We start from the raw sequence: 18,994 nt of genomic DNA on the forward strand, positions 1-18,994 counted from the left end.
CTGATTCGCGGTTAATATTCAGCTGGTAAATATAAGGTTGCTTATTAATCAAGGGAAAACTATGGCACATAAAATAAAAGCGCTGGCGATCTCGATCGGCGCAACACTGGTGTTCACTTCATTTGCTTCTCACGCGGAGATCACGCTGCTGAAACAAGATCCGCAGGCGGGCGATCCGTTAAGCCGGCTTAACTTTACCGTCGGCGGGAGTATTCGTCCGCAATTCAACATGATGACCGGCGATGGCGATAAAGGCTCCTATAAGCGTAACGGTTTCGACGGCGGCACCCGTTTCCGCTTCGCGGCGGATTACTACCTGTTCGATGATATTAGCTGGATCAGCTACTACGAACTGGGGGTGAACATTCCGGCGCTGTTCGACTGGGATAATCACTACGCGGAAGGGGCGAACAATACTACCCGCCGCATGCTGTATACCGGCCTGAAAAGCGATACCTGGGGGACGTTAACCTACGGTCAGCAAAACAGTATTTACTATGATGTGGTGGGGGTGAAAACCGATATCTGGGACTACGACATGATCGGCCAGGCCCCGGGCAACGGCATTAACGGCGATTACGATGGTTCTTATCGTTCACGTAATATGCTGAAATATAAGAAAACCGTTGGCGATGTCGATCTTTACGGCTCTTATCTGTTCGAAGACAGCGAATACCTGCCGGGTAACGGTCTGCGCTATAAACGTAAAGGCGGCGGTTCTGTTGGCGCGGACTACCACATCATGAAGGATCTGACCTGGGGGACCGCATGGAACTACACCCGCGCCGAAATGCGCGACCCGTCAAGCGCCGACAGCAAAACCTATGACCAGAACATCGTCGGTACCGCGCTGAGCTGGACCCCGGATAACTGGACCTTCTCCTTCGGCGGCGGCTGGTATCAGAACTTCCTCACCACCAAAAAAACCGATGTGCATAATTACTTCGCCGGCGACGCCTGGGGGATTGAATATTTTGCGGGCTATAAATTCCCGATCAATCAATACGCTGTTAAATCTATTCAGCCGTACTTTATGGGCGACCGTCTGCAGTACGTGAATGGCCGCAACTACCAGCGTATCGATAACGGTCTGGGGATTAGCTTCCAGCTGGATTACGGTTTCCGCGTTGACTACGAGCACGTGTTTACCTCCAGCACCGACAATCTGGGCGATATGAACCTGGTGCGTCTGCGCTACGACTTCTAAGCGGTCACATCTCCCCGGTCGCGATGCGCTCACCGGGGCTACAAATCGTGCCGACCGGTAGCCCGGCTAAGGCGTTTACGCCGCAAGCCGGGACAATCGAGCATGCGATTACTTCGCCAGCCAGGCGGCGACCTCCTGCCAGCTGCCGCGAAAAATAATCTTCCCGGCTTTTTTCCCCAACTGATAGCGATACATCGGGTCGTAGTATTCTTCCAGTAGCGGCACCAGCCAGGCGAAGTGCGCCTCGGTGCTGGCGGTGCGCTGCTGCTGCGCCAGCGCCTCATCGAGGCGTTCAGTGAGCTGGGCAAAACGCTGCAGCCCCAGGCGACGGCGGATGGCAAACAGGCCGTGATGCAGATACTCGCCGTATGCCTGCCAGCCTTTCTCTTCGCCATACGCGGCGATAAAGTCGCGATACATGCGATCGAAATACTCCTCGCGCAGCCGTTCGAGGCGAACGTCAAACGGATCTTCCACCACCGCCAGCGGCGATTGCGCCATGCGGATGCGCAGGCACTCCGGCAGATGGTTGGCGCCGATCATATGGCCTTCATCTTCCAGCACCCAGCGCGTCTGCTGTTCGGCTTTTTTGAGCAGGCTGACCGCCAGGTGGTTTTCAAAGGTGGCTTGCGGATGCTGCGGCTGTAGCGTGCGGCCAAACGAAGAGCCGCGGTGGTGGGCATGGCCCTCCAAATCGATACCGTCCGGTCGCGAGCAAACCAGCTGGGTTTTGCCGTTGCCGGTGCAGCCGCCAATCAGCACGATCGGCCGCTGTACCAGCGCGTCGGTAGCCTGGATCGCCGCCTGGCGCAGCGCTTTATAGCCGCCGACGATCAGGGGGTAATCCACGCCAGCTTCTTTCAGCCACTGCTGGACAATATGCGAGCGCTGGCCGCCGCGGGCGCAGCACAGGTAACCGTGCGGGTAACGGGCGCATGCTTCCAGCCATGCCCGGATCCGGCTGGCGCGCAGATCGCCCTGAACCAGCTTATGGCCGAGCGCCAGCGCCGCTTCCGGCCCCTGGCGCTTATAGCAGGTGCCGACTGCGGCGCGCTCTTCATCATTCATCAGCGGCAGGTTGATCGCCGCCGGCATCGCGCTTTGGCTAAACTCCACCGGGGCGCGTACGTCAATCAGTGGCGTATCGCTGGCGAGAATGGCGCGATAATCCGTCCCATTGGTCATGGGGTATCCTCTGAAGTCAAAACAGAAATGGGCTTTACAGCAAGGGGGGGATTGTACGCGCCTCAAGGTGTGCCGGGGAAGGGGATAGATCAAATCCCCGGCACGAAGAGTTTAGCTGAGCTGCGATTGCGCCCAGAACAGACCGCTGGTGTACTCCGCTGGCAGCAGCGGCTTGATCGCTTCCAGCGTCGCGCTCAGACGGTCAGTATCGCTGTCGGTCAGGTTCAGGTGGCCGACTTTACGACCCGGGCGCACCTCTTTATCGTACCAGTGCAGGTGGACCAGCGGCAGCTTCAGCCAGTCGTAATTGAGATCGGTGCCGATCAGGTTGATCATTACCGACGGGCTGTTAACCACTGGCGGCGGCAGCGGCAGGCCGGTAATCGCTCGCAGATGCAGCTCAAACTGGCTGATGGAGGCGCCATTTTGCGTCCAGTGGCCGCTGTTGTGCACGCGCGGCGCCAGCTCGTTGATCAGCAGTCCCTCGGCAGTGACGAAGCACTCCATCGCCATCACACCGACGTAGTTCAGCTCGTTCATGATCGCCGTCAGCATGCTTTCCGCTTGCTCCTGCTGGCGGACATTGGCCTGCGGGAAGGCGACGCTGGCGCGCAGAATACCGTCCTGATGCAGGTTGCGGGTCAGCGGGTAGAAGACGGTGCTGCCGTCATGGGCGCGGGCACCCACCAGCGACACTTCGCCGGAGAAGTTAATCCCCTGCTCGACGATGCACTCGCCGTAGTTATCGGCCGGTAGCTGATCGATCTCGTTTTCCCGCAGACGCCACTGGCCGCGGCCGTCGTAACCGCCAACGCGACGCTTAACGATCGCCAGTTCGCCAAGGCGGGCAAACACCGCCGGCCACTCGCTTTTATCCGCCAGCAGCTGCCACGGGGCAGTGGCGAGACCAAGCTTGTCAAACAGCTGCTTTTGCGTCAGGCGATCGGCGATAATCGGGAAGACGTCGCGGTTGACGAACGCCGGGTGGCGGGCCAGCTCGCGGGTGAGGGCGGTTTCCGGCCAGCGTTCAATTTCTGCCGTGATGACGCTCTGCTGGAATGGCACCGCTTCCGGATCGGCTTCCAGCCCCACCGGCCAGACGGCAATACCCAGCGGCTCGCCGGCCTGGCGCAGCATACGGCCTAACTGGCCGTTGCCGAGTACGCATACCTGTTTCATGCCGCACCCCGCGGGTCCGGGTTATCCAGCACTTCATCGGTTTGCGCCTGGCGCCAGGCGCTCAGGCGCTGGTGGAGTTCAGCATCATGCTGGGCGAGGATCTGCGCGGCGAGCAGACCGGCGTTCGCGGCGCCGGCTTTGCCGATGGCCAGTGTGCCGACCGGAATACCGCGCGGCATCTGAACAATGGAGTAAAGACTGTCGACACCGCTTAAGGCTGCGCTCTGAACCGGTACGCCGAGCACTGGCACCAGGGTTTTCGCCGCAATCATGCCCGGCAGATGCGCCGCGCCGCCTGCCCCAGCAATAATCACCTGATAGCCATTGCTTTCGGCGCTTTCAGCGAAGCTGAACAGCTTATCGGGCGTGCGATGGGCGGAGACCACTTCGACATGGTACGGAACGTTCAGGGCATCAAGAATTTCTGCGGTAAATTGCATGGTAGCCCAGTCGCTTTTGGACCCCATCACGATGGCGATACGCGCCGAATTATTGCGGGAAGACATGCGTCTTAAAACTCCTGTGGGTGTGTTTCACACTGCTTTAGAGGCCACAGAGAATAGCATGAACTGCCGGCAAGGAAAACGGTTGCGTGTGCATGGTTAGCCGTCTTTTGTCTCACTCTGCGATGACGACGATCGCGGCTTAATGGCCTTGATCTCATTCATGCAACAAGTGATAAGCAGTACTAACCCCCAGGGGAGCATCAGGGTGCCCATCATCAGTAAATAGATTTGTACCAGTCGGCTCTCGTGAGGGCGGGTACAGAGCAAATAAATGGCATAGAAATAAATAGCCCACGCCAGCATCGCACACCAGACAAACGTCAGCGTGTTGCCGAGAGCGATGCCGATTAAGGCGATATAACTTATCCCTAACGGATTGAGGATCGCGATGATCATTCCCCAGATCAGCGGCTGGCTCCACTTTTTCCTGCTCATGCTCGTTCCTTGAGAGTGATGTTGTGGAAGACTAGCATGCGCAATGCCGGCAGGAGCATACCTCCGTCCAGGCAAGAGGGGATTTCAGAATTGTGCTCGCGCAGGAATTAGAACGGGAAATGGATCAGTTCGACGTCGTCCGGCGTCACCTTCACCATCGAACCTTCGCTGTGCCAGGCGCCGAGTACCACGCGCCATGCGGGCTGGCCGTTGGCCTGCAGGTCATGGACCGCCGGGCGATGGGTATGGCCGTGGATCAGCCACTGCACGTGATGCCGCTCCATGGCGTTAACCACCGCCTGTGGATTCACATCCATAATTTCCATTGATTTGCTGCTGTTGGCGGCTTTGCTGTCGGCGCGCATGCGGGCGGCGATGCGGCGGCGGACAAACAGCGGCAGAGCCAGGAACAGACGCTGGATCCACGGGGTGTGGACTTTCGCGCGAAACGCCAGATAGCCTTGGTCATCGGTGCACAGCGTGTCGCCATGCATAATCAAGACGTCACGGCCATAGAGGTCCAGTCGCTCTTCTTCGGCGAGCAGGATCATCCCGCTCTGACGGGCGAAGCGCTGGCCGACGAGAAAATCGCGGTTGCCGTGAATGAAGTAGCAGGGCACGCCGGCGTCGACGACGGCTTTGATTGCCGTAGCGATTTGCTGATGCAACGGGTTGGGATCGTCATCGCCGATCCACGCCTCAAACAGATCGCCAAGGATATACAGGGCGTCCGCCTGACGGGCTTCCCCCTGTAAAAAACGCAGAAAACCGGCGGTGATCGCCGGTTCTTCTGTTTGCAGGTGCAAATCTGCAATAAAAAGTGTCGCCACGAATTACTCGCTGACGGTGACGCTTTTGATAATCACATCGTCTTTCGGCACATCCTGGTGCATGCCGCTGCGGCCGGTGGCAACCGCTTTGATTTTGTCAACCACGTCCATGCCTTCAACCACTTCCGCGAAGACGCAGTAGCCCCAGCCCTGCAGACTTTCGCCGGAGAAGTTCAGGAAGTCGTTGTCAACCACGTTGATGAAGAACTGCGCGGTGGCAGAGTGCGGCGCCTGAGTACGGGCCATCGCCAGCGTGCCGCGGGTGTTTTTCAGACCGTTGTTTGCTTCGTTCTGAATCGGAGATTTGGTCGCTTTTTGTTTCATGCCAGGTTCAAAACCGCCGCCCTGAATCATGAAGCCGTTGATAACACGGTGGAAAATGGTGTTGTCGTAGAAACCTTCGCGGCAGTAGTCCAGGAAGTTTTTAACTGTTTCCGGCGCTTTGTCGTCAAACGTTTTGATTACGATATCGCCATGATTGGTGTGGAAAGTAACCATTTTTGCATCCTGTTCCGATGAGTGTGGTGCCAGCACCCGGTGTCGGGTGAGATATAGGGGGGTGTTATAGCATAACCGCGGGGGTCGATGCACCTTGCAATGTGTGCTGCGTCCTGTCTGAATTATGGGTATTATAGAGGCTTCATCACCCACACACGTCTACACGGAATCTTCGATGTTAAAAATTTTTAATACACTGACGCGCCAGAAAGAGGAATTTAAACCTATCCATGCCGGGGAAGTCGGCATGTACGTGTGTGGTATTACCGTTTACGATCTCTGTCACATCGGCCATGGGCGTACCTTCGTCTCCTTTGACGTTGTGGCGCGTTATCTGCGTTTTCTCGGCTATAAGCTGAAGTACGTGCGCAATATCACCGATATCGACGACAAAATCATTAAGCGCGCTAATGAAAACGGCGAAAGCTTTGTCGCGCTGGTCGATCGGATGATCGCCGAAATGCACAAGGATTTTGACGCCCTGAATATTTTGCGTCCCGACAGCGAGCCGCGCGCGACGCATCATATTGCGGAGATCATCGAGATTACCGAGCAACTGATCGCCAAAGGCCATGCCTATGTGGCGGATAACGGCGACGTAATGTTCGATGTGCCGACAGACCCGAACTACGGTTTGCTGTCGCGTCAGGATCTCGATCAGCTGCAGGCGGGGGCGCGCGTCGACGTGGTTGACGTCAAGCGTAATCCGATGGACTTCGTCCTGTGGAAGATGTCGAAAGAGGGCGAGCCAAGCTGGCCGTCGCCGTGGGGCGCAGGCCGTCCGGGATGGCATATCGAGTGCTCGGCGATGAACTGCAAACAGCTGGGCAACCATTTTGACATTCACGGCGGCGGTTCCGATCTGATGTTCCCGCATCACGAAAACGAAATCGCTCAGTCCACCTGCGCCCATGACGGCGAGTACGTTAACTACTGGATGCACTCCGGCATGGTGATGGTCGACCGCGAGAAGATGTCGAAATCGCTGGGCAACTTCTTTACCGTCCGCGACGTGCTGAAGTATTACGATGCCGAGACCATTCGCTACTTCCTGATGTCCGGCCACTATCGCAGCCAGCTGAACTATAGCGAAGAGAACCTCAAGCAGGCGCGTTCGGCGCTGGAGCGTCTGTATACTGCGCTGCGCGGTACCGACAAATCCGTCGATGCGGCGGGCGGCGAAGCCTTCGAAGCACGCTTTATCGAGGCGATGGACGATGACTTCAACACCCCGGAAGCCTACTCGGTGCTGTTCGATATGGCTCGCGAAGTGAACCGTCTGAAAACCGAGGACGCGGCCGCGGCGAACGCCATGGCGGCCCACCTGCGTAAGCTTGCGTCGGTGCTGGGGCTGCTGGAGCAGGAGCCGGACGCCTTCCTGCAGAGCGGTGCGCAGGCTGACGACGCGGAAGTGGCGGAAATTGAATCGCTTATCCAGCAGCGTCTGGACGCGCGTAAAGCGAAAGACTGGGCGGCGGCGGATGCGGCGCGCGATCGTCTTAACGAGATGGGTATCGTGCTGGAAGATGGCCCGCAGGGCACCACCTGGCGCCGGAAGTAAGCCATAAAAAAACGCCCGCTTAAGCGGGCGTTTTCCTTTTCGCGGTCAGGCCGTGACGGTCACGCTCTGGCCTTCAAAGCTCACTGTCTGACCGGCGACGATTTTGCAGCGTTTGCGAGTTTCCACCGCACCGTCGACTTTTACCAGCCCGTCGGCGATGGCGATCTTCGCCTGGGCGCCGCTTTCGCTCCAGCCTTCGAGTTTCAGCAGATCGCACAGCTCAACGTGCGGGTGTTTTCCTAAGGAAAATGTCGCCATCTCAGGCCTCCTCAACGTCGTGGTACTCTTCGCACGCCTGCAGCGTGTTCTGAATCAGAGTGGCGACGGTCATCGGGCCAACGCCGCCGGGAACCGGGGTGATGTAGGAGGCGCGTTCAGCGGCATCTTCATACACCACGTCGCCGACCACTTTGCCGCTTTCCAGACGGTTAATGCCGACATCGACCACAATCGCCCCTTCTTTGATCCATTCGCCAGGAATAAAGCCCGGTTTACCCACCGCGACGATCAGCAGGTCGGCGTTTTCGACATGATGGCGCAGGTTTTTGGTAAAGCGGTGGGTGACGGTGGTGGTGCAGCCGGCCAGCAGCAGCTCCATGCTCATTGGGCGGCCAACGATATTGGAGGCGCCAATGACCACCGCATTCAGGCCGTAGGTGTCGATATTGTAGCGTTCCAGCAGCGTCACGATACCGCGTGGGGTGCACGGACGCAGGCGCGGCGCCCGCTGGCACAGGCGGCCAACGTTGTAAGGATGGAAGCCGTCAACGTCTTTATCCGGCGCGATGCGCTCAAGAACTTTGACGTTATCTATCCCTGCAGGCAGGGGCAGCTGAACCAGAATACCGTCGATGGTCTTATCGGCATTCAGGGTGTCGATAAGCTCCAGCAGCTCGGCTTCGCTGGTGGTTTCCGGGAGATCGTAAGAGCGGGAGACGAAGCCCACTTCTTCACATGCTTTGCGCTTGCTGCCGACATAAATCTGCGAGGCCGGGTTGCTGCCGACCAGCACGACGGCCAGCCCAGGGGCGCGTTTTCCGGCCGCAACGCGAGCCTTCACTTTTTCCGCAACCTCAGAGCGTACCTGCTGCGCAATCGTTTTACCGTCAATAATTTTTGCTGCCATCAGAGAGAGGATTCCATCTGTATCTTTACGAAAGGGGGATGAGGATATTTTGTCAGAAGCCGGCCTCGCTGTCAGTCCTCGTTTGCTGTTTTATCCTGTCTGAGGCTAATTTAGCCTGTTATGACCCTGGTTATTACATGGTTATAGGTGCGTTGCGCCTGGCTACTGAGTCGATTTACGCGCGCATTAGGCCCGGCGGTATGCTTCTTGTACAGTTGGTGGAGGATATTTCGCCAGCGTCGTATAAGCCCCGCAGTTTCCTGGCAAAATGGATTGACTCAACCGACGTGGACCGTATAATTCCAGGCGTTTCACTCCGCGAAGCACTCGCTTCTCAGGGCGCCCTTAGCTCAGCTGGATAGAGCAACGGCCTTCTAAGCCGTAGGTCACAGGTTCGAATCCTGTAGGGCGTGCCATTAATAATCAATCACTTATCAACTTCCTCCAGTCGCTGATTTTTCCTTGTGGGACATATTTGGGACACCTTCTGCAAAAATCGAGTCAATTTGACGTGCGTGCTCAGTTAAATGGTTAGGTGCCAGGTGAGCATATCGACGGACCATTTCGATGCTTTCCCAACCACCCATTTCCTGAAGTACAGAAAGCGGAACGCCAGACTGAATTAACCAGCTTGCCCAGGTGTGTCTCAGGTCATGGAAACGGAAATCCTCAATTCCTGCCCGTTTGCATGCCGAGTTCCACGCCCGATTGTCATCAACGCGCATCTTCCTTACAGATGGGGTTAATGAGCGATCCGGGCGATGCCATGCTTTAGTATGGACGAACACCCATTTATGATGGTTCCCTATCTGATCGCGCAGAACCTTACAGGCAGTATCATTAAGCGCTACGCCAATAGCGCGGTTTGATTTGCTGTCCTCAGGGTTAACCCAGGCAACCCGACGCTGCATGTCGATTTGCTGCCATTCCAGATTGATGATGTTCGACCTTCTGAGGCCGGTCGCCAGCGCAAACTTAACGACCGACTTCAGCGGCTCCGGACATTCATCAATCAGCCTTTTCGCCTCTTCATGCTCTAGCCACCGAACGCGCTTATTTCTCACTGACGGTATCTTGATGACTGGCGCTTTCTCCAGCCATTTCCAGTCTCGCTCAGCTGCGCGCAGGATAGCTTTCATCAGCGCCAGGTGCTTAGCCTTTGTCGATGTAGTGACAGGCTTTGGCTCAAACACTGGGATCTCCTTACCCTTCCTCTTTGCCGCTTCAACTCTTTTCTGCCAGGTCTCCCTTGCTTTCCTGTTCTGCATCCTGCTAACCGCAGCATAAATCTTTGCCTCGGTAATATCCTTTAGCGTCACGCCTTCGAAATGCTCAAGCCAGAATCCCATCCGGCCTTTATCGGTATCGAGCGATTTCTTGTCTGCTTTCTCTTCCAGCCAGCGGAGGCATGCTTCTTCAAAAGTCACTTCAGGAAAGTCGCCGAGCCTGTCTACTCGCCAGAGTTCGGCCTTTCTTTTATCGTGCAACTCCTGAGCTTGCCGCTTGTCCGCTGTCCCAAGAGATTCCTTAATTCGCTTCCCGCCCGGGAGCGAGTACGAGGCGTACCATATTTCACCTCTGCGGAAGATGGACATTTTCGATCCTCTTTATGTGCATCACCCGCGCTCACTCCGACAGTATGCAGTGGCGAGTTTAGTGCTGCAATGCATGCCTGTCTGGTTGTGAGGTATGGTGACTTTGGTTTACTTGGGTCTTTTCTGGTTGCGATAAGCCTGCCTGATCGTATCCAGTTAGTGGCTGTAGGACGTGATATCTGCAGAAACTCACAGGCTTCGGCCAGAGTAAGGCTATGTGATTCCATCCATCACCTCCGATGCTTACCGCGTAATTCCTCTTCTTCCTGACAGTCAGCGCAGCGCTGACAGCCCGCCACCAGTTCCCGGCGCCGCTCGGGTATCTCTTCCCCGCAGTCGCGGCAGTGAGTAGCCGAGACCGCCGCATGGTTGATGCGCATGTTCTGGATGGTCATTTCAAGCCGGCGCTCTGCCAGCTCGTTGGCCTGATCGATGATTTCTGCGCTCATGCTGCACGCTCCAGTTCTGCGAGCCCGCCACGTACCGCGTCAATGATGCGTTCGAGATATTGATAATTGTGGTTTGGCACTGCCGGCCATTTTGCATACCACGGATCATCACCAAGCAGACCAGGCAACTTATTACCGATGCGACAATCGCAGCAGCTTTCCTTCACATCCTCAGCGTTTTCTGCCTCCACCCACATATCCCTGGCCTCCTCAGCATCGATTTCCTGCTGACGCCGGAGTTTGATGATTTCACCCTTTACAAATTCAAGGTTGGCGTCGTTATCATCATCAACTGTGCTTTGCAGTTGCGGGTCGAAATAGCCGATAAGGTAGTCATTGCTGACACGCTTAATGAACTCCTGAACGTTGTCTCCGCCCATAGCAAACCAGGCACCGGTCCACGCCTTTCCGAAGCAGGTTACAGTGATGCACCCCTTTCCTGGCTCGTAGTTTTCAATCACCACCCTGACAGGGTCGAGGCGTTCAACATCGGAAATGGTAAATGCCAGAACATCGCTTTTTTCTACCTTCATGATTCCACTCCATACCGGCCATTCATGCGGCCAATAACACTGACAAATTTCACCAGGCTGACACCCATCGGCTTTACCTTCTCGTAGTGCTTGCGAAGGATGGGGGGGCATACAGCGTTCCACTTCGGTTTAGGCTTTACGCTCATCGCTTTTGTTATCTCTTCTGCGCAGCGACGAGCCTGGGCGCGGAGAGCGTTTTCTTTTTCTTCTGGCGTCATGCGACCCCCATATAAGCGCGAATGAAAGCCGCAGCTGCCTGTGCGTTTATGGCGTTGCCGTAACCCTTCAGGCGGCCGACGCGGTTGCTGCTTGCCACTCTTGCCACCCCGGGCTCGACTCGTCCCAGGCGTGCGGCAGCCCCATCAACCAGCGGGAATGTGCCGGGTTCAACTGGACGCCATTTTCCATCTCGACAAAAGAGCCAGTCCGCATCTCGCCAAAAACCGTTAACCTCAAGGGGCCGCAGGTGTAAGCCTGGCGCGGCAGCTGGTCCAGTCGATCTTTCCCGTCCCGCTGCGCCGTCATTCCCGACGAATCCTTCCAGTCGCGTGACGTTGGAGTTACCCAACCCGTCAGTAGAACGGTTCCCGGTAATTTCAGGCAGACTTTCGGAGTACCGTCCGGGTTCTTTCCGCTGTAGCAATGGGTCGACCCCGTCGCGTCGTTCGCGAGCGGAGTTTGCCAGCCAGATAATTTCACCGCTCCGGACAGGTTCTGCAGTCCGCGCTTCGTTTCTGGCTGTGGATTCGTATTGCAGGTTGGCGTCGGCCACCCAGTAGGCCCGCTCTCGTTCGTTCGGCGACCCGACACCCGCAGCCGGGAACGGCGTAAGCCCGAAGGCGTAGCCCATTCTTTCCACGTCATTTTGTACAAGGTCGAACCATGGATCCGCACGACCTCCTGCAACTTGCTCGCCAGCGATGCGCTGAGGTCGGCACTGCTTGATAAGCCAGCCAAAGGCAGGCCACAAATGTCTCTCGTCACCAAACCCAGCGCCTTTGCCAGTCGAGGAGAAAGGCTGGCATGGGCAACTTCCTGTCCAAATCGGTCTGTTATCCGGCCATCCGGCCAGACGCAGAGCATATGACCATCCACCAATCCCGGCGAAAAAGTGGCACTGGGTAAATCCTCTGAGGTCGTCAGGTGTGACATCTTCAATACTCCGTTCGTCAACTTCGCCCGGGGCGATATGCCCGGCGGCTATGAGGTTACGCAGCCACTGCGCCGCGAATGGGTCGATCTCGTTGTAGTAAGCTGTCGCGCTCATGCTGCCTCCGTCTTCACAACGTCGATGGCGCAGCCAGGGATCAGCTCAACGGAAGCGGTGGCGCACTGGTTGCCCCAGTGGCTCCAGCCTGGCGCTGCGCTGCGGCTGAATAACTCAATCCGCGTCACGTCGCCGTAGAGCAGCTCCAGGCGGTGGCGAACTTCCCACGGCTTCTCGCTGTGCGCGCCGAGTGGGCTGTAGACCACCTGCTTAATTCCGGCGTGCTTGCGTTCCAGCCCGGCACCGCGGGTGGCGATAAGAACGTCTTCGGTATTGGCGCGGGTATGATTGCCACCGTTCATGCGTGTCTCGGCATTCAGCAGGTCGAGGAAGTCGTAAAAGTCGGAGATCTCTCCCTCTGCCAGAGCCTTGGTAATGCGCAACTCGGCCAGCTGATTCAACTTCACCCAGGTGAAGCCCTTCATTGTGCGCACCGTAAAGCCCCAGGCTTCGGCCAGCTCGATCGCCTCCTGGTTGTGGGTGCCGGTGTACCACATCGCCAACACGGCGTTATCCGCGGCGAGCTCCCACACCGGGAGCCGCTTCATATCGAGCAAGCTCATGGTGGGGTAGTGGTCGACGGCGGCGCCGTTGCTGATCTGGTTCCCGTAAGACCAGGCCGGGTCGGCATAGATAAGTGAGTAGCGGTTCATAGGACTGACTCCATTTCATCGATATAGAGGCCAGATGCGATAAGCCGGCGGCGCCGGGCCGCTTTATCAATACATTTCTGGCGGTTGCCAGAGGCGGCCTGAGCTATCGAGCGCTTAGTGAACAGGCGAGTTTTACCCTGCGGGGTAATGACCTTTGGCCTTGTGATCAGGTCAAAGGTGCGATCGCAGATGCCGTCCTCGTTAAGCCAGGTTTCCGATGCGATCAGCTGTGCAATGCGGCCTTCTCCCTTGGTTATGCCGTTCGCAACGCGGTTAAACTCGACAAGCGTCACGCCGAACTTCTCCGCTATTTCGCTGCCGGTAACAGGACGTCCGCGCGTCTGAATCATCCAGATCACGCGCTCGCGAAGGCCGGAGAATTTCCCTGCTTTGCCTGGCCTGCGGTAAAATGGGGTGCGTTTCATTTCCACTGCTCCCCGAAGGTAAAGCCGATCTCCGCCAGCGATTCGTCCATCTTGCTGATGAACTCCGGCACCATTTCGTTGAAGTCGGACATGTATTTTTCGTCGCGCTCAACAACAACATGGTGAATACCTTCTCGCTTCATGCGAGGGTCGTAATTCGCGAAGTACCAGGCATCCTTCCCGGTTACCCACATGCTGAATTGCACCTGGGCCATGTAGGCGGATTTGATAGCCTCGAAGCCGCCAAGCCGGAACTTCATGAAGTCCCTAGAGGTAAAAGGGCACTTCAGCTCAAGGCCGCGGCCATCACTGCACAGGCCGTCTGGTGAGCAGGCAGTGCGCATACCTTCGTCACGGAAAAGGATCGGCGACTCGGTTACCTGCACGTCGGTGGTGAACTCAAACAGGGTGCGAGCGTCGGACTCATACTGTTTCCCCCAGGCCAGCGCCTTGGCGTTAACTTCCGGCGCCGCGCCGGTGCAAACCTCTGCGAGCAGCGTGTGGAAATAAGACATTTTCATGTCAGTCCACTTGGTGCCTGATCTCGGCTTCGAAATGACGTTATGGACTTCCGAGGCGGTGATCACGCCCAGGCGTAAGCGGTGCCAGGATTCATCACCCTGCTCAACGCGGGTAACGTCAATGCCAGTGCGTGCAAGGATAATTTCTGGTGTCATGCTGCCACCTGCGCTTTTTTCTGGAGGAAGCTAAAGCCTTTCTGCGCTTCTTCTTCGGTGAGCTGTGACGCCTGGAAAATGTCACGCTTGAAGATGTTGCTGCACAGAGGCAGGAAGTCCTGATCCCAGTCCTTATTCAGGGACGTCAGAAGGTCGGTAATTGCCTGCAACGTTTCCTCACTGGCCACCAGGGGGAGCGCCTCTGTCGTGGTTCGCGGAGTTACGTCACGCGCATCAACTTCCAGTGTTTTACCTTCCATCTCTTCGGCAGTGGGCTGCTGGCCAATTTCAGGCCACGCCTTACGCAGAGCCTGAGCCTCGGCACACTTCGCCAACTGGCCGTAAGGGCGCTTTTTCCACATTGCGTTTGGCGCGGTAGTGTCGCGGCCGGCGGTGGCATAGTTCTCAACCCAGTATTCTTTCGCGCTGAATTCGACGATCTCCCCGCTCGGCATGCGCTTGCTGACTGTGTATTTGCACCATTGAGGTACGGTCACTTCAATACCGGTAAGCGTCAGAGTGACGTCCGGGCCGAACTCTGGTTCTTTTGCGCCAGCGTAATCACCGGAGCGATCGGCCTGAATCCGATAAAGCCCGATGCCAGGCATAACCACATCGCGCCACTCGCTTTTACCCGACTTCGAGTCCTTAACGCTCATCGGCACCAGATGAACGGGCTTCAGAAGCGGATCGAGGTTTCTGGCCCGGCAGTAGTCCAGCGCCATCATCACCGACTCATCCTTGGCACCAGGATAAATACTGTTCTTGAGGGCGCTCCAGGTAGCGCCGTCAATGCCTCGCTCAGCAAGAGAGCTGGCTGTAATCACAAGTTCGTTAGCCATTGCTATTCCCCAAAGTTAAAACGGGCAGCCGGTGCGGTGATCCCAGTCGTATTCCGCCTGGGCGTAAGCTACTGCCGAGATGAGATCGTTATATGCCTCGCCAGCTGCATCGCTGCGGAGGCCTTCGTATGGGCTTTTGTCCATCGGCACAGAGAAGCGGAACAGGCCTGACGGCTCTTTCGGCAGCGCGTCGATAATTTCCTGCGCCCGATCGTCAACCCACTTTTGCTTCTCTTCGGTGAGCGACTGTTCAGCCCATTTCCGTTCTTCGATAGCGTCGTATGCGCGGTATGCGTTCATAAGCACCTCAGTAACTGATACCGGTATGAGGAATGCGGCCGTCTTTAACCGCGGTGAGTACCTCGATAGCCTGATCCCTGGTAAGGCTGGTATTGGCCAGAAGAGCTTTGACGATTTCAGTGCCTACAGCCTTGCGGTGCTTAACGTCGGCTTCGCGGCGCGCCTGCTCATCTGCTTTACGTTTCTCCTCAGCCAGGCGGGCCTGTTCGCGCTGCTCTGCCTCGCGGCGGATGCGATCGGCTTCTTCCTGTGCTTTGCGGCGCTCTGCTTCAACAGCAGCCTGCTTTTCGCGCTCCGCACGCTCAGCTGCTTCTCGCTGTTCACGTTCGGCTCGCTCTTTGGCCAAAATCGCTTCACGCTCCCTGGCGGCTGCGGCGTCAATTTCACGCTGCGCTTGTTCTGCTGCTTCACGCTTCGCTTTCTCTTCGGCCTGGCGCTTAATCTCTTCTTCGCGGGCAATGCGCTGGCGTTCGGCTTCTGCATTCTTCTCGGCCTGATCACGGTCGAAAGCGTCATTCATCAGCAGGGCCATTTCATGGTCAGACTCAATACGAGCAGCCAGCTGACGATCGAACTCTTCATTCATGACCAGCGCTTCGACGTGAAGGGCGTTCATGGTTTCTTCTGCCTTAATGCGTTCCTGCTCGGCTTCCCATTCGGTCAACGGCTTACGTGTCGCATCGCGCAGCTCGTCACATGCGTCAACGAACCGCTTAATTTCCGCCTCAGCAGGGCGCACAGCCTCTTTAAGGCGCTTCAGGTACTCGCGGCCCGGCTTTTCGATTGCCGTCTTACTGCGTGATACCTGCGCCGCCAGAGAAGCGACACGGTCACGACCTTTCTTGGTAGTCAGGTCCGGAACCTCGTTCACGGCCTGGCGAATCTGCTCCAGGTACGCGTCAAGACCGCCAGCCCGGTACAGGGTCGGCGCCTGTTCTGGTTTTATTTCGATGACGGTTAAATCCATTATTTCGCTCATGGTTTCCCCTGAAATTTGGTTGTAAGAATCCCGGCACCGTAATGGCTGCCTGATAGCTCGGTTAAATTCATGCGCCGATATGCGCGGTTAATGCGTCCCGGCTGGAACCAGGTTCGGTTCGATATTGCGTGAAGCGTATGGCCGGCGGATGTGGCGCAGATTGCCCTGCGGCTCATGCCAGTAGCTGCCGTCGCGATAGTCGAAGCTGACCAGCCAGGCGGCGCCGGTGCGGCGATTGCGCATCATCACGGCGCGTCCGCTGTTAGGAATTGAGTTATCCATTGAGCACCCCCGTTACGTGAAGAATTTTGATAATCAACGCTGTCCAGATAACGCCGCAGATCAGCAGGCAGTAAATCAGTGAACGAATGCCTTGTTTGCTCATTTGCCACCCCAGCATGCGAAGCTAAAAAAGAGGACTGCAACCAAAAACGGAACGACCTTTAACCAAAAATTACGCCATGCAGGCTTGTCTTCTTCGCGGATCATCTCTTCACCTTTGCCTTATCGCGGCTAACGGAGCGTTGTTACCTATTCCCGGCGCCAACGTTGTTGTTTGGATGGATTGAATATACAAAATACAATCTATCTTGTAAACACATAAAATTGTATTTTGTTGTATTTGGCAATCAAGTGGTTGTTTTTGTTGTTTTAATATTTGTTATTTGGCGTTTTTTCGTGAGGTATGTTGTGTCGCGGGCGAAAAAAAAGCCCGACATCGGGCTCTGCAGTAGTGGTGGCGGTTATTTTTGCAGGATTTTTATTGCTGAAGGATTGAGCATAGAAGGGGGGAGGCTGCGAAGATGATAAAGGTAAGTCATATAACACCCGCAATCCCTTGGGAGCGATATGTCATTGAGAAAACCATCAGCCCCAGGCTTTATCAATTTTTTCTTTATCGCCCATGATCCCTTAATTACATAGATCCTCCCATCTCGTTCTTCATGCTCTTTGCAGCCTCTTGATTTCCATACAGCTGCAAGGGCATTGTTATCAATTGCATAATTATGGTCAGCTGCATTCAGTAGCGTTTTCGCATTATTAACCGAAGAGTCAATGTTTAATGGCTCATACTGTTTCAACTTCTTTTTCGCAGACTGTTTTTTATGCCGGAAAAGAATAAATAGGCAACAAAAAACTGCTGAAAAGGCACCCAGCAAAAAAGATAAAATACTCATTATTACAATACCTTAAAGGTTAAAGTAAAACTGAATACCAAAAAACTCGCCCTATGATTTCAACGTCCTGCTCCATCGCCTCTTCGTCCTCTCGGTTGAAGCTGCGGATCACAAGAATTCCACCTGGTTTGCGGTATAGCTGCTTTATCCGCTTTAGCTTTTCATCTCCGGCCCCTGGTTGCGCAATAGCATATAGTTTTCCATCAATAATCCGTTTGTTATTGGTGTCAACTGCAACCGTTGTTCCATCAGGAATAACTGGCTCCATGCTGTCTCCAGTAGCTGGGAAGCAGATAACGCCAGAACCATCGCTGTTGGCACCAACTCTTCGCAGAGTAGCTTTGGAGAATCTCAACTTAAAGCCATTGTGATCATCACTTTGAATGCGCCCATTTCCGCAGGCAAATTCGATATCTTTCAAAAATGGCACTTCTACTTCACCCTCACTTAGCGGGGTATTTTTGTCCCATGAGTCGACCTGGGACCATTCTTTCTCGGGAGGGATCTCACTGGTCATTTCATGCTCACCAGTTAACAGCCAGCTAACTGAGCACTTTAAAGCTGCTGCTAGCTCTGGCAAGTATCTTGGGCGCTTCGTTCTTCCGTCTTCGAGTTGCTGTATGGCCTGCTGAGAGGTTTTAGCTAGTGAAGCCAGCTCTGCCTGCGTCAATGATAGCTCCGCACGCCTAAGTTTTACTCTGTCCGCAATATTCATATCCACCTCATAAACCGATCCCTCATGCTTACAAGAAACAAGGTATTTGACAAACAAGTTTGTTTGACAATAAAATACAAATAACCTTGTAAAGGAGGCATCATGGAAACTCTTTCTGACCGCGTTAAAAAACGCCGCAGTGAACTTAATTTGACCCAGGCTGGTCTTGCTGAGCTTTCTGGAACAAAACAACAGACTATTCAGCAAGTTGAATCCGGATTAACAAAACGCCCACGCAAGCTCATTGAGCTAGCTACTGCCCTTCAGTGCGAGCCACGCTGGCTTCTTTTTGGAGAGCAAGGGACTAAAACTAATGCCGCCTAACCGGCGGCCTTTCAATCAACACCAGAGGAAGTATCACAAATGGAGAACGCAATTAAACGCAATAAGGACAACGCACGTCGCATCGAGACATGGCTGCTGAATCGCATCTCTCTCATGGGAGGGAAAAAAGTGGCCATGGCTGTAGGCGTCAATGAGTCGCAGGTTACGCGCTGGAAATCATCTTGGGTGCCGAAAATGGCGATGTTACTGGCGGTTCTTGAGTGGGGCGTGGTCGATGATGACATGGCCCGGCTGGCAAAGGAGGTGGCAAGTCTTCTCAAAAAAGAGATGGCCCCAAAGTGCTCGAAACACTTTGAGGCCTGATGCGAATTAACTGAACAAATTCACAGGAGTAATTATGCCTAAGAGCAACAGATTTTACCAGGCACAAACACACAAAAATGTTACCCGCGATCGCTTCATTCGCTCGGTTAACCCGGTGGTTGGCATGAAAATGCGCGCCATCCTGGAAGAGCTGAAACGGAAGGAGGAAGGCCGTGAGTAACGTTCTCCGCATATCCGATTTTAGA

At 55.4% G+C, this 18,994-nt stretch carries 28 protein-coding genes, 1 tRNA gene and 1 pseudogene; 6 read left to right on the forward strand and 24 right to left on the reverse strand.

The genetic code is table 11. The features are described from left to right. Positions 1–61 precede the first annotated feature (61 nt). A complete protein-coding gene (locus CE636_RS21355) occupies positions 62–1,207 on the forward strand; it encodes a porin (RefSeq protein ID WP_017898882.1) in 1,146 nt (381 codons plus the stop codon). Positions 1,208–1,315: 108 nt separating this feature from the next. On the opposite strand, the gene mnmH is transcribed toward CE636_RS21355, so the two are convergent. The 6 genes from mnmH to ppiB all read right to left on the reverse strand — a co-directional run bounded on the left by mnmH (position 1,316) and on the right by ppiB (position 5,840). After that, positions 1,316–2,392, reverse strand: a complete 1,077-nt coding sequence (mnmH, locus tag CE636_RS21360) for a tRNA 2-selenouridine(34) synthase MnmH (RefSeq protein WP_017898881.1) — start codon at positions 2,390–2,392, stop codon at positions 1,316–1,318. Between the two features lie 111 nt (positions 2,393–2,503). Next, on the reverse strand, positions 2,504–3,571 hold the full coding sequence (gene purK, locus CE636_RS21365) for a 5-(carboxyamino)imidazole ribonucleotide synthase (RefSeq protein ID WP_004204712.1): 1,068 nt from the start codon (positions 3,569–3,571) through the stop codon (positions 2,504–2,506). Next, a complete protein-coding gene (gene purE / locus CE636_RS21370; protein WP_004204711.1) occupies positions 3,568–4,077 on the reverse strand; it encodes a 5-(carboxyamino)imidazole ribonucleotide mutase in 510 nt (169 codons plus the stop codon). The genes purK and purE overlap by 4 nt, the downstream gene beginning before the upstream one ends. A gap of 96 nt (positions 4,078–4,173) precedes the next feature. Next, positions 4,174–4,512, reverse strand: a complete 339-nt coding sequence (locus CE636_RS21375; RefSeq protein ID WP_017898880.1) for a hypothetical protein — start codon at positions 4,510–4,512, stop codon at positions 4,174–4,176. A gap of 107 nt (positions 4,513–4,619) precedes the next feature. After that, positions 4,620–5,342, reverse strand: a complete 723-nt coding sequence (gene lpxH / locus CE636_RS21380; RefSeq protein ID WP_004204708.1) for a UDP-2,3-diacylglucosamine diphosphatase — start codon at positions 5,340–5,342, stop codon at positions 4,620–4,622. Between the two features lie 3 nt (positions 5,343–5,345). Then, complete coding sequence (gene ppiB, locus CE636_RS21385; RefSeq protein ID WP_004151319.1) at positions 5,346–5,840, reverse strand: peptidylprolyl isomerase B; 495 nt, start codon at positions 5,838–5,840, stop codon at positions 5,346–5,348. 175 nt (positions 5,841–6,015) lie between these two features. On the opposite strand from ppiB, the gene cysS reads away from it, so the two are divergent. Continuing rightward, the gene (gene cysS, locus CE636_RS21390) at positions 6,016–7,401 is read left to right on the forward strand and encodes a cysteine--tRNA ligase (RefSeq protein ID WP_004204706.1); all 1,386 of its coding nucleotides are present in this window, start codon (positions 6,016–6,018) and stop codon (positions 7,399–7,401) included. 45 nt (positions 7,402–7,446) lie between these two features. Here cysS and ybcJ read toward each other — a convergent pair whose 3' ends face one another. Together ybcJ and folD are read right to left on the reverse strand one after the other, a co-directional pair. Then, positions 7,447–7,659: a ribosome-associated protein YbcJ gene (gene ybcJ / locus CE636_RS21395; protein ID WP_004143016.1), complete on the reverse strand. Its 213-nt coding sequence runs from the start codon at positions 7,657–7,659 to the stop codon at positions 7,447–7,449. A 1-nt stretch (position 7,660) separates the two neighbouring features. Then, entirely contained in the window at positions 7,661–8,527 is an 867-nt protein-coding gene (folD, locus tag CE636_RS21400) for a bifunctional methylenetetrahydrofolate dehydrogenase/methenyltetrahydrofolate cyclohydrolase FolD (protein WP_004143017.1), read from the reverse strand. Positions 8,528–8,866: 339 nt separating this feature from the next. Between folD and CE636_RS21410 the strand changes: the two genes are divergently transcribed. Beyond that, a tRNA-Arg gene (locus CE636_RS21410) sits at positions 8,867–8,943 on the forward strand. Between the two features lie 18 nt (positions 8,944–8,961). On the opposite strand, the gene CE636_RS21415 is transcribed toward CE636_RS21410, so the two are convergent. The 16 genes and pseudogenes from CE636_RS21415 to CE636_RS21485 all read right to left on the reverse strand — a co-directional run bounded on the left by CE636_RS21415 (position 8,962) and on the right by CE636_RS21485 (position 18,140). Beyond that, positions 8,962–10,122, reverse strand: a complete 1,161-nt coding sequence (locus CE636_RS21415) for a tyrosine-type recombinase/integrase (RefSeq protein WP_017898879.1) — start codon at positions 10,120–10,122, stop codon at positions 8,962–8,964. A gap of 134 nt (positions 10,123–10,256) precedes the next feature. After that, positions 10,257–10,349: pseudogene (locus tag CE636_RS29585) on the reverse strand (helix-turn-helix domain-containing protein); the annotation flags it as partial. A gap of 3 nt (positions 10,350–10,352) precedes the next feature. After that, positions 10,353–10,571 carry a TraR/DksA family transcriptional regulator gene (locus tag CE636_RS21425; protein WP_009483816.1) on the reverse strand — a complete coding sequence of 73 codons (219 nt, stop codon included), beginning with the start codon at positions 10,569–10,571 and terminating at the stop codon, positions 10,353–10,355. Then, complete coding sequence (locus CE636_RS21430; RefSeq protein WP_017898878.1) at positions 10,568–11,104, reverse strand: hypothetical protein; 537 nt, start codon at positions 11,102–11,104, stop codon at positions 10,568–10,570. Before CE636_RS21430 ends, CE636_RS21425 begins: the two co-directional genes overlap by 4 nt. Continuing rightward, on the reverse strand, positions 11,101–11,322 hold the full coding sequence (locus CE636_RS21435) for a hypothetical protein (protein WP_017898877.1): 222 nt from the start codon (positions 11,320–11,322) through the stop codon (positions 11,101–11,103). Before CE636_RS21435 ends, CE636_RS21430 begins: the two co-directional genes overlap by 4 nt. Next, entirely contained in the window at positions 11,319–12,371 is a 1,053-nt protein-coding gene (locus tag CE636_RS21440) for a DNA cytosine methyltransferase (protein ID WP_017898876.1), read from the reverse strand. Before CE636_RS21440 ends, CE636_RS21435 begins: the two co-directional genes overlap by 4 nt. Next, a complete protein-coding gene (locus CE636_RS21445; protein ID WP_017898875.1) occupies positions 12,368–13,024 on the reverse strand; it encodes an MT-A70 family methyltransferase in 657 nt (218 codons plus the stop codon). The genes CE636_RS21440 and CE636_RS21445 overlap by 4 nt, the downstream gene beginning before the upstream one ends. Continuing rightward, the gene (locus CE636_RS21450) at positions 13,021–13,449 is read right to left on the reverse strand and encodes a hypothetical protein (protein ID WP_017898874.1); all 429 of its coding nucleotides are present in this window, start codon (positions 13,447–13,449) and stop codon (positions 13,021–13,023) included. The genes CE636_RS21445 and CE636_RS21450 overlap by 4 nt, the downstream gene beginning before the upstream one ends. Continuing rightward, on the reverse strand, positions 13,446–14,126 hold the full coding sequence (locus tag CE636_RS21455) for a lambda exonuclease family protein (RefSeq protein ID WP_017898873.1): 681 nt from the start codon (positions 14,124–14,126) through the stop codon (positions 13,446–13,448). The genes CE636_RS21450 and CE636_RS21455 overlap by 4 nt, the downstream gene beginning before the upstream one ends. After that, entirely contained in the window at positions 14,123–14,968 is an 846-nt protein-coding gene (bet, locus tag CE636_RS21460; RefSeq protein ID WP_017898872.1) for a phage recombination protein Bet, read from the reverse strand. The genes CE636_RS21455 and bet overlap by 4 nt, the downstream gene beginning before the upstream one ends. 15 nt (positions 14,969–14,983) lie before the next feature. Then, positions 14,984–15,268, reverse strand: a complete 285-nt coding sequence (gamL, locus tag CE636_RS21465) for a host nuclease inhibitor GamL (protein WP_017898871.1) — start codon at positions 15,266–15,268, stop codon at positions 14,984–14,986. 7 nt (positions 15,269–15,275) lie between these two features. Further along, complete coding sequence (locus tag CE636_RS21470; RefSeq protein WP_017898870.1) at positions 15,276–16,247, reverse strand: hypothetical protein; 972 nt, start codon at positions 16,245–16,247, stop codon at positions 15,276–15,278. An 87-nt stretch (positions 16,248–16,334) separates the two neighbouring features. Then, positions 16,335–16,529, reverse strand: a complete 195-nt coding sequence (locus tag CE636_RS21475; RefSeq protein ID WP_017898869.1) for a hypothetical protein — start codon at positions 16,527–16,529, stop codon at positions 16,335–16,337. Further along, positions 16,522–16,647 carry a hypothetical protein gene (locus CE636_RS28920; protein ID WP_164852370.1) on the reverse strand — a complete coding sequence of 42 codons (126 nt, stop codon included), beginning with the start codon at positions 16,645–16,647 and terminating at the stop codon, positions 16,522–16,524. The genes CE636_RS21475 and CE636_RS28920 overlap by 8 nt, the downstream gene beginning before the upstream one ends. A gap of 343 nt (positions 16,648–16,990) precedes the next feature. Next, a complete protein-coding gene (locus tag CE636_RS21480; protein ID WP_017898867.1) occupies positions 16,991–17,425 on the reverse strand; it encodes a hypothetical protein in 435 nt (144 codons plus the stop codon). 19 nt (positions 17,426–17,444) lie between these two features. Next, complete coding sequence (locus CE636_RS21485; RefSeq protein WP_032446994.1) at positions 17,445–18,140, reverse strand: XRE family transcriptional regulator; 696 nt, start codon at positions 18,138–18,140, stop codon at positions 17,445–17,447. Positions 18,141–18,242: 102 nt separating this feature from the next. On the opposite strand from CE636_RS21485, the gene CE636_RS21490 reads away from it, so the two are divergent. From CE636_RS21490 to CE636_RS28925, 3 genes are read left to right on the forward strand one after another with little or no spacing between them, the layout of a single operon-like run. Next, positions 18,243–18,464, forward strand: coding sequence for a helix-turn-helix domain-containing protein (locus CE636_RS21490; RefSeq protein WP_071600374.1), 222 nt, complete (start codon positions 18,243–18,245; stop codon positions 18,462–18,464). Between the two features lie 39 nt (positions 18,465–18,503). After that, positions 18,504–18,788, forward strand: a complete 285-nt coding sequence (locus tag CE636_RS21495) for a CII family transcriptional regulator (protein WP_017898865.1) — start codon at positions 18,504–18,506, stop codon at positions 18,786–18,788. Between the two features lie 34 nt (positions 18,789–18,822). Further along, entirely contained in the window at positions 18,823–18,969 is a 147-nt protein-coding gene (locus CE636_RS28925) for a hypothetical protein (RefSeq protein ID WP_004151298.1), read from the forward strand. Positions 18,970–18,994: the final 25 nt, after the last annotated feature.

It is taken from the genome of Klebsiella sp. LY, from assembly GCF_004010915.1.
Classification (GTDB): Bacteria; Pseudomonadota; Gammaproteobacteria; order Enterobacterales; family Enterobacteriaceae; genus Klebsiella; species Klebsiella quasipneumoniae.

Coding starts and splice junctions, on each gene's coding strand:
- CE636_RS21430 (WP_017898878.1), bottom strand. CDS start 11,104: ATGAAGGTAGAAAAAAGCGATGTTCTGGCATTTACCATTTCCGATGTT.
- cysS (WP_004204706.1), top strand. CDS start 6,016: ATGTTAAAAATTTTTAATACACTGACGCGCCAGAAAGAGGAATTTAAA.
- CE636_RS28920 (WP_164852370.1), bottom strand. CDS start 16,647: ATGCTGGGGTGGCAAATGAGCAAACAAGGCATTCGTTCACTGATTTAC.
- CE636_RS21445 (WP_017898875.1), bottom strand. CDS start 13,024: ATGAACCGCTACTCACTTATCTATGCCGACCCGGCCTGGTCTTACGGG.
- purE (WP_004204711.1), bottom strand. CDS start 4,077: ATGTCTTCCCGCAATAATTCGGCGCGTATCGCCATCGTGATGGGGTCC.
- ybcJ (WP_004143016.1), bottom strand. CDS start 7,659: ATGGCGACATTTTCCTTAGGAAAACACCCGCACGTTGAGCTGTGCGAT.
- CE636_RS21375 (WP_017898880.1), bottom strand. CDS start 4,512: ATGAGCAGGAAAAAGTGGAGCCAGCCGCTGATCTGGGGAATGATCATC.
- CE636_RS21450 (WP_017898874.1), bottom strand. CDS start 13,449: ATGAAACGCACCCCATTTTACCGCAGGCCAGGCAAAGCAGGGAAATTC.
- purK (WP_004204712.1), bottom strand. CDS start 3,571: ATGAAACAGGTATGCGTACTCGGCAACGGCCAGTTAGGCCGTATGCTG.
- CE636_RS21480 (WP_017898867.1), bottom strand. CDS start 17,425: ATGAGTATTTTATCTTTTTTGCTGGGTGCCTTTTCAGCAGTTTTTTGT.
- ppiB (WP_004151319.1), bottom strand. CDS start 5,840: ATGGTTACTTTCCACACCAATCATGGCGATATCGTAATCAAAACGTTT.
- CE636_RS21475 (WP_017898869.1), bottom strand. CDS start 16,529: ATGGATAACTCAATTCCTAACAGCGGACGCGCCGTGATGATGCGCAAT.
- CE636_RS21415 (WP_017898879.1), bottom strand. CDS start 10,122: ATGTCCATCTTCCGCAGAGGTGAAATATGGTACGCCTCGTACTCGCTC.
- CE636_RS28925 (WP_004151298.1), top strand. CDS start 18,823: ATGCCTAAGAGCAACAGATTTTACCAGGCACAAACACACAAAAATGTT.
- CE636_RS21425 (WP_009483816.1), bottom strand. CDS start 10,571: ATGAGCGCAGAAATCATCGATCAGGCCAACGAGCTGGCAGAGCGCCGG.
- mnmH (WP_017898881.1), bottom strand. CDS start 2,392: ATGACCAATGGGACGGATTATCGCGCCATTCTCGCCAGCGATACGCCA.
- bet (WP_017898872.1), bottom strand. CDS start 14,968: ATGGCTAACGAACTTGTGATTACAGCCAGCTCTCTTGCTGAGCGAGGC.
- CE636_RS21435 (WP_017898877.1), bottom strand. CDS start 11,322: ATGACGCCAGAAGAAAAAGAAAACGCTCTCCGCGCCCAGGCTCGTCGC.
- CE636_RS21455 (WP_017898873.1), bottom strand. CDS start 14,126: ATGACACCAGAAATTATCCTTGCACGCACTGGCATTGACGTTACCCGC.
- CE636_RS21495 (WP_017898865.1), top strand. CDS start 18,504: ATGGAGAACGCAATTAAACGCAATAAGGACAACGCACGTCGCATCGAG.
- CE636_RS21485 (WP_032446994.1), bottom strand. CDS start 18,140: ATGAATATTGCGGACAGAGTAAAACTTAGGCGTGCGGAGCTATCATTG.
- CE636_RS21490 (WP_071600374.1), top strand. CDS start 18,243: ATGGAAACTCTTTCTGACCGCGTTAAAAAACGCCGCAGTGAACTTAAT.
- CE636_RS21470 (WP_017898870.1), bottom strand. CDS start 16,247: ATGAGCGAAATAATGGATTTAACCGTCATCGAAATAAAACCAGAACAG.
- gamL (WP_017898871.1), bottom strand. CDS start 15,268: ATGAACGCATACCGCGCATACGACGCTATCGAAGAACGGAAATGGGCT.
- folD (WP_004143017.1), bottom strand. CDS start 8,527: ATGGCAGCAAAAATTATTGACGGTAAAACGATTGCGCAGCAGGTACGC.
- CE636_RS21440 (WP_017898876.1), bottom strand. CDS start 12,371: ATGAGCGCGACAGCTTACTACAACGAGATCGACCCATTCGCGGCGCAG.
- CE636_RS21355 (WP_017898882.1), top strand. CDS start 62: ATGGCACATAAAATAAAAGCGCTGGCGATCTCGATCGGCGCAACACTG.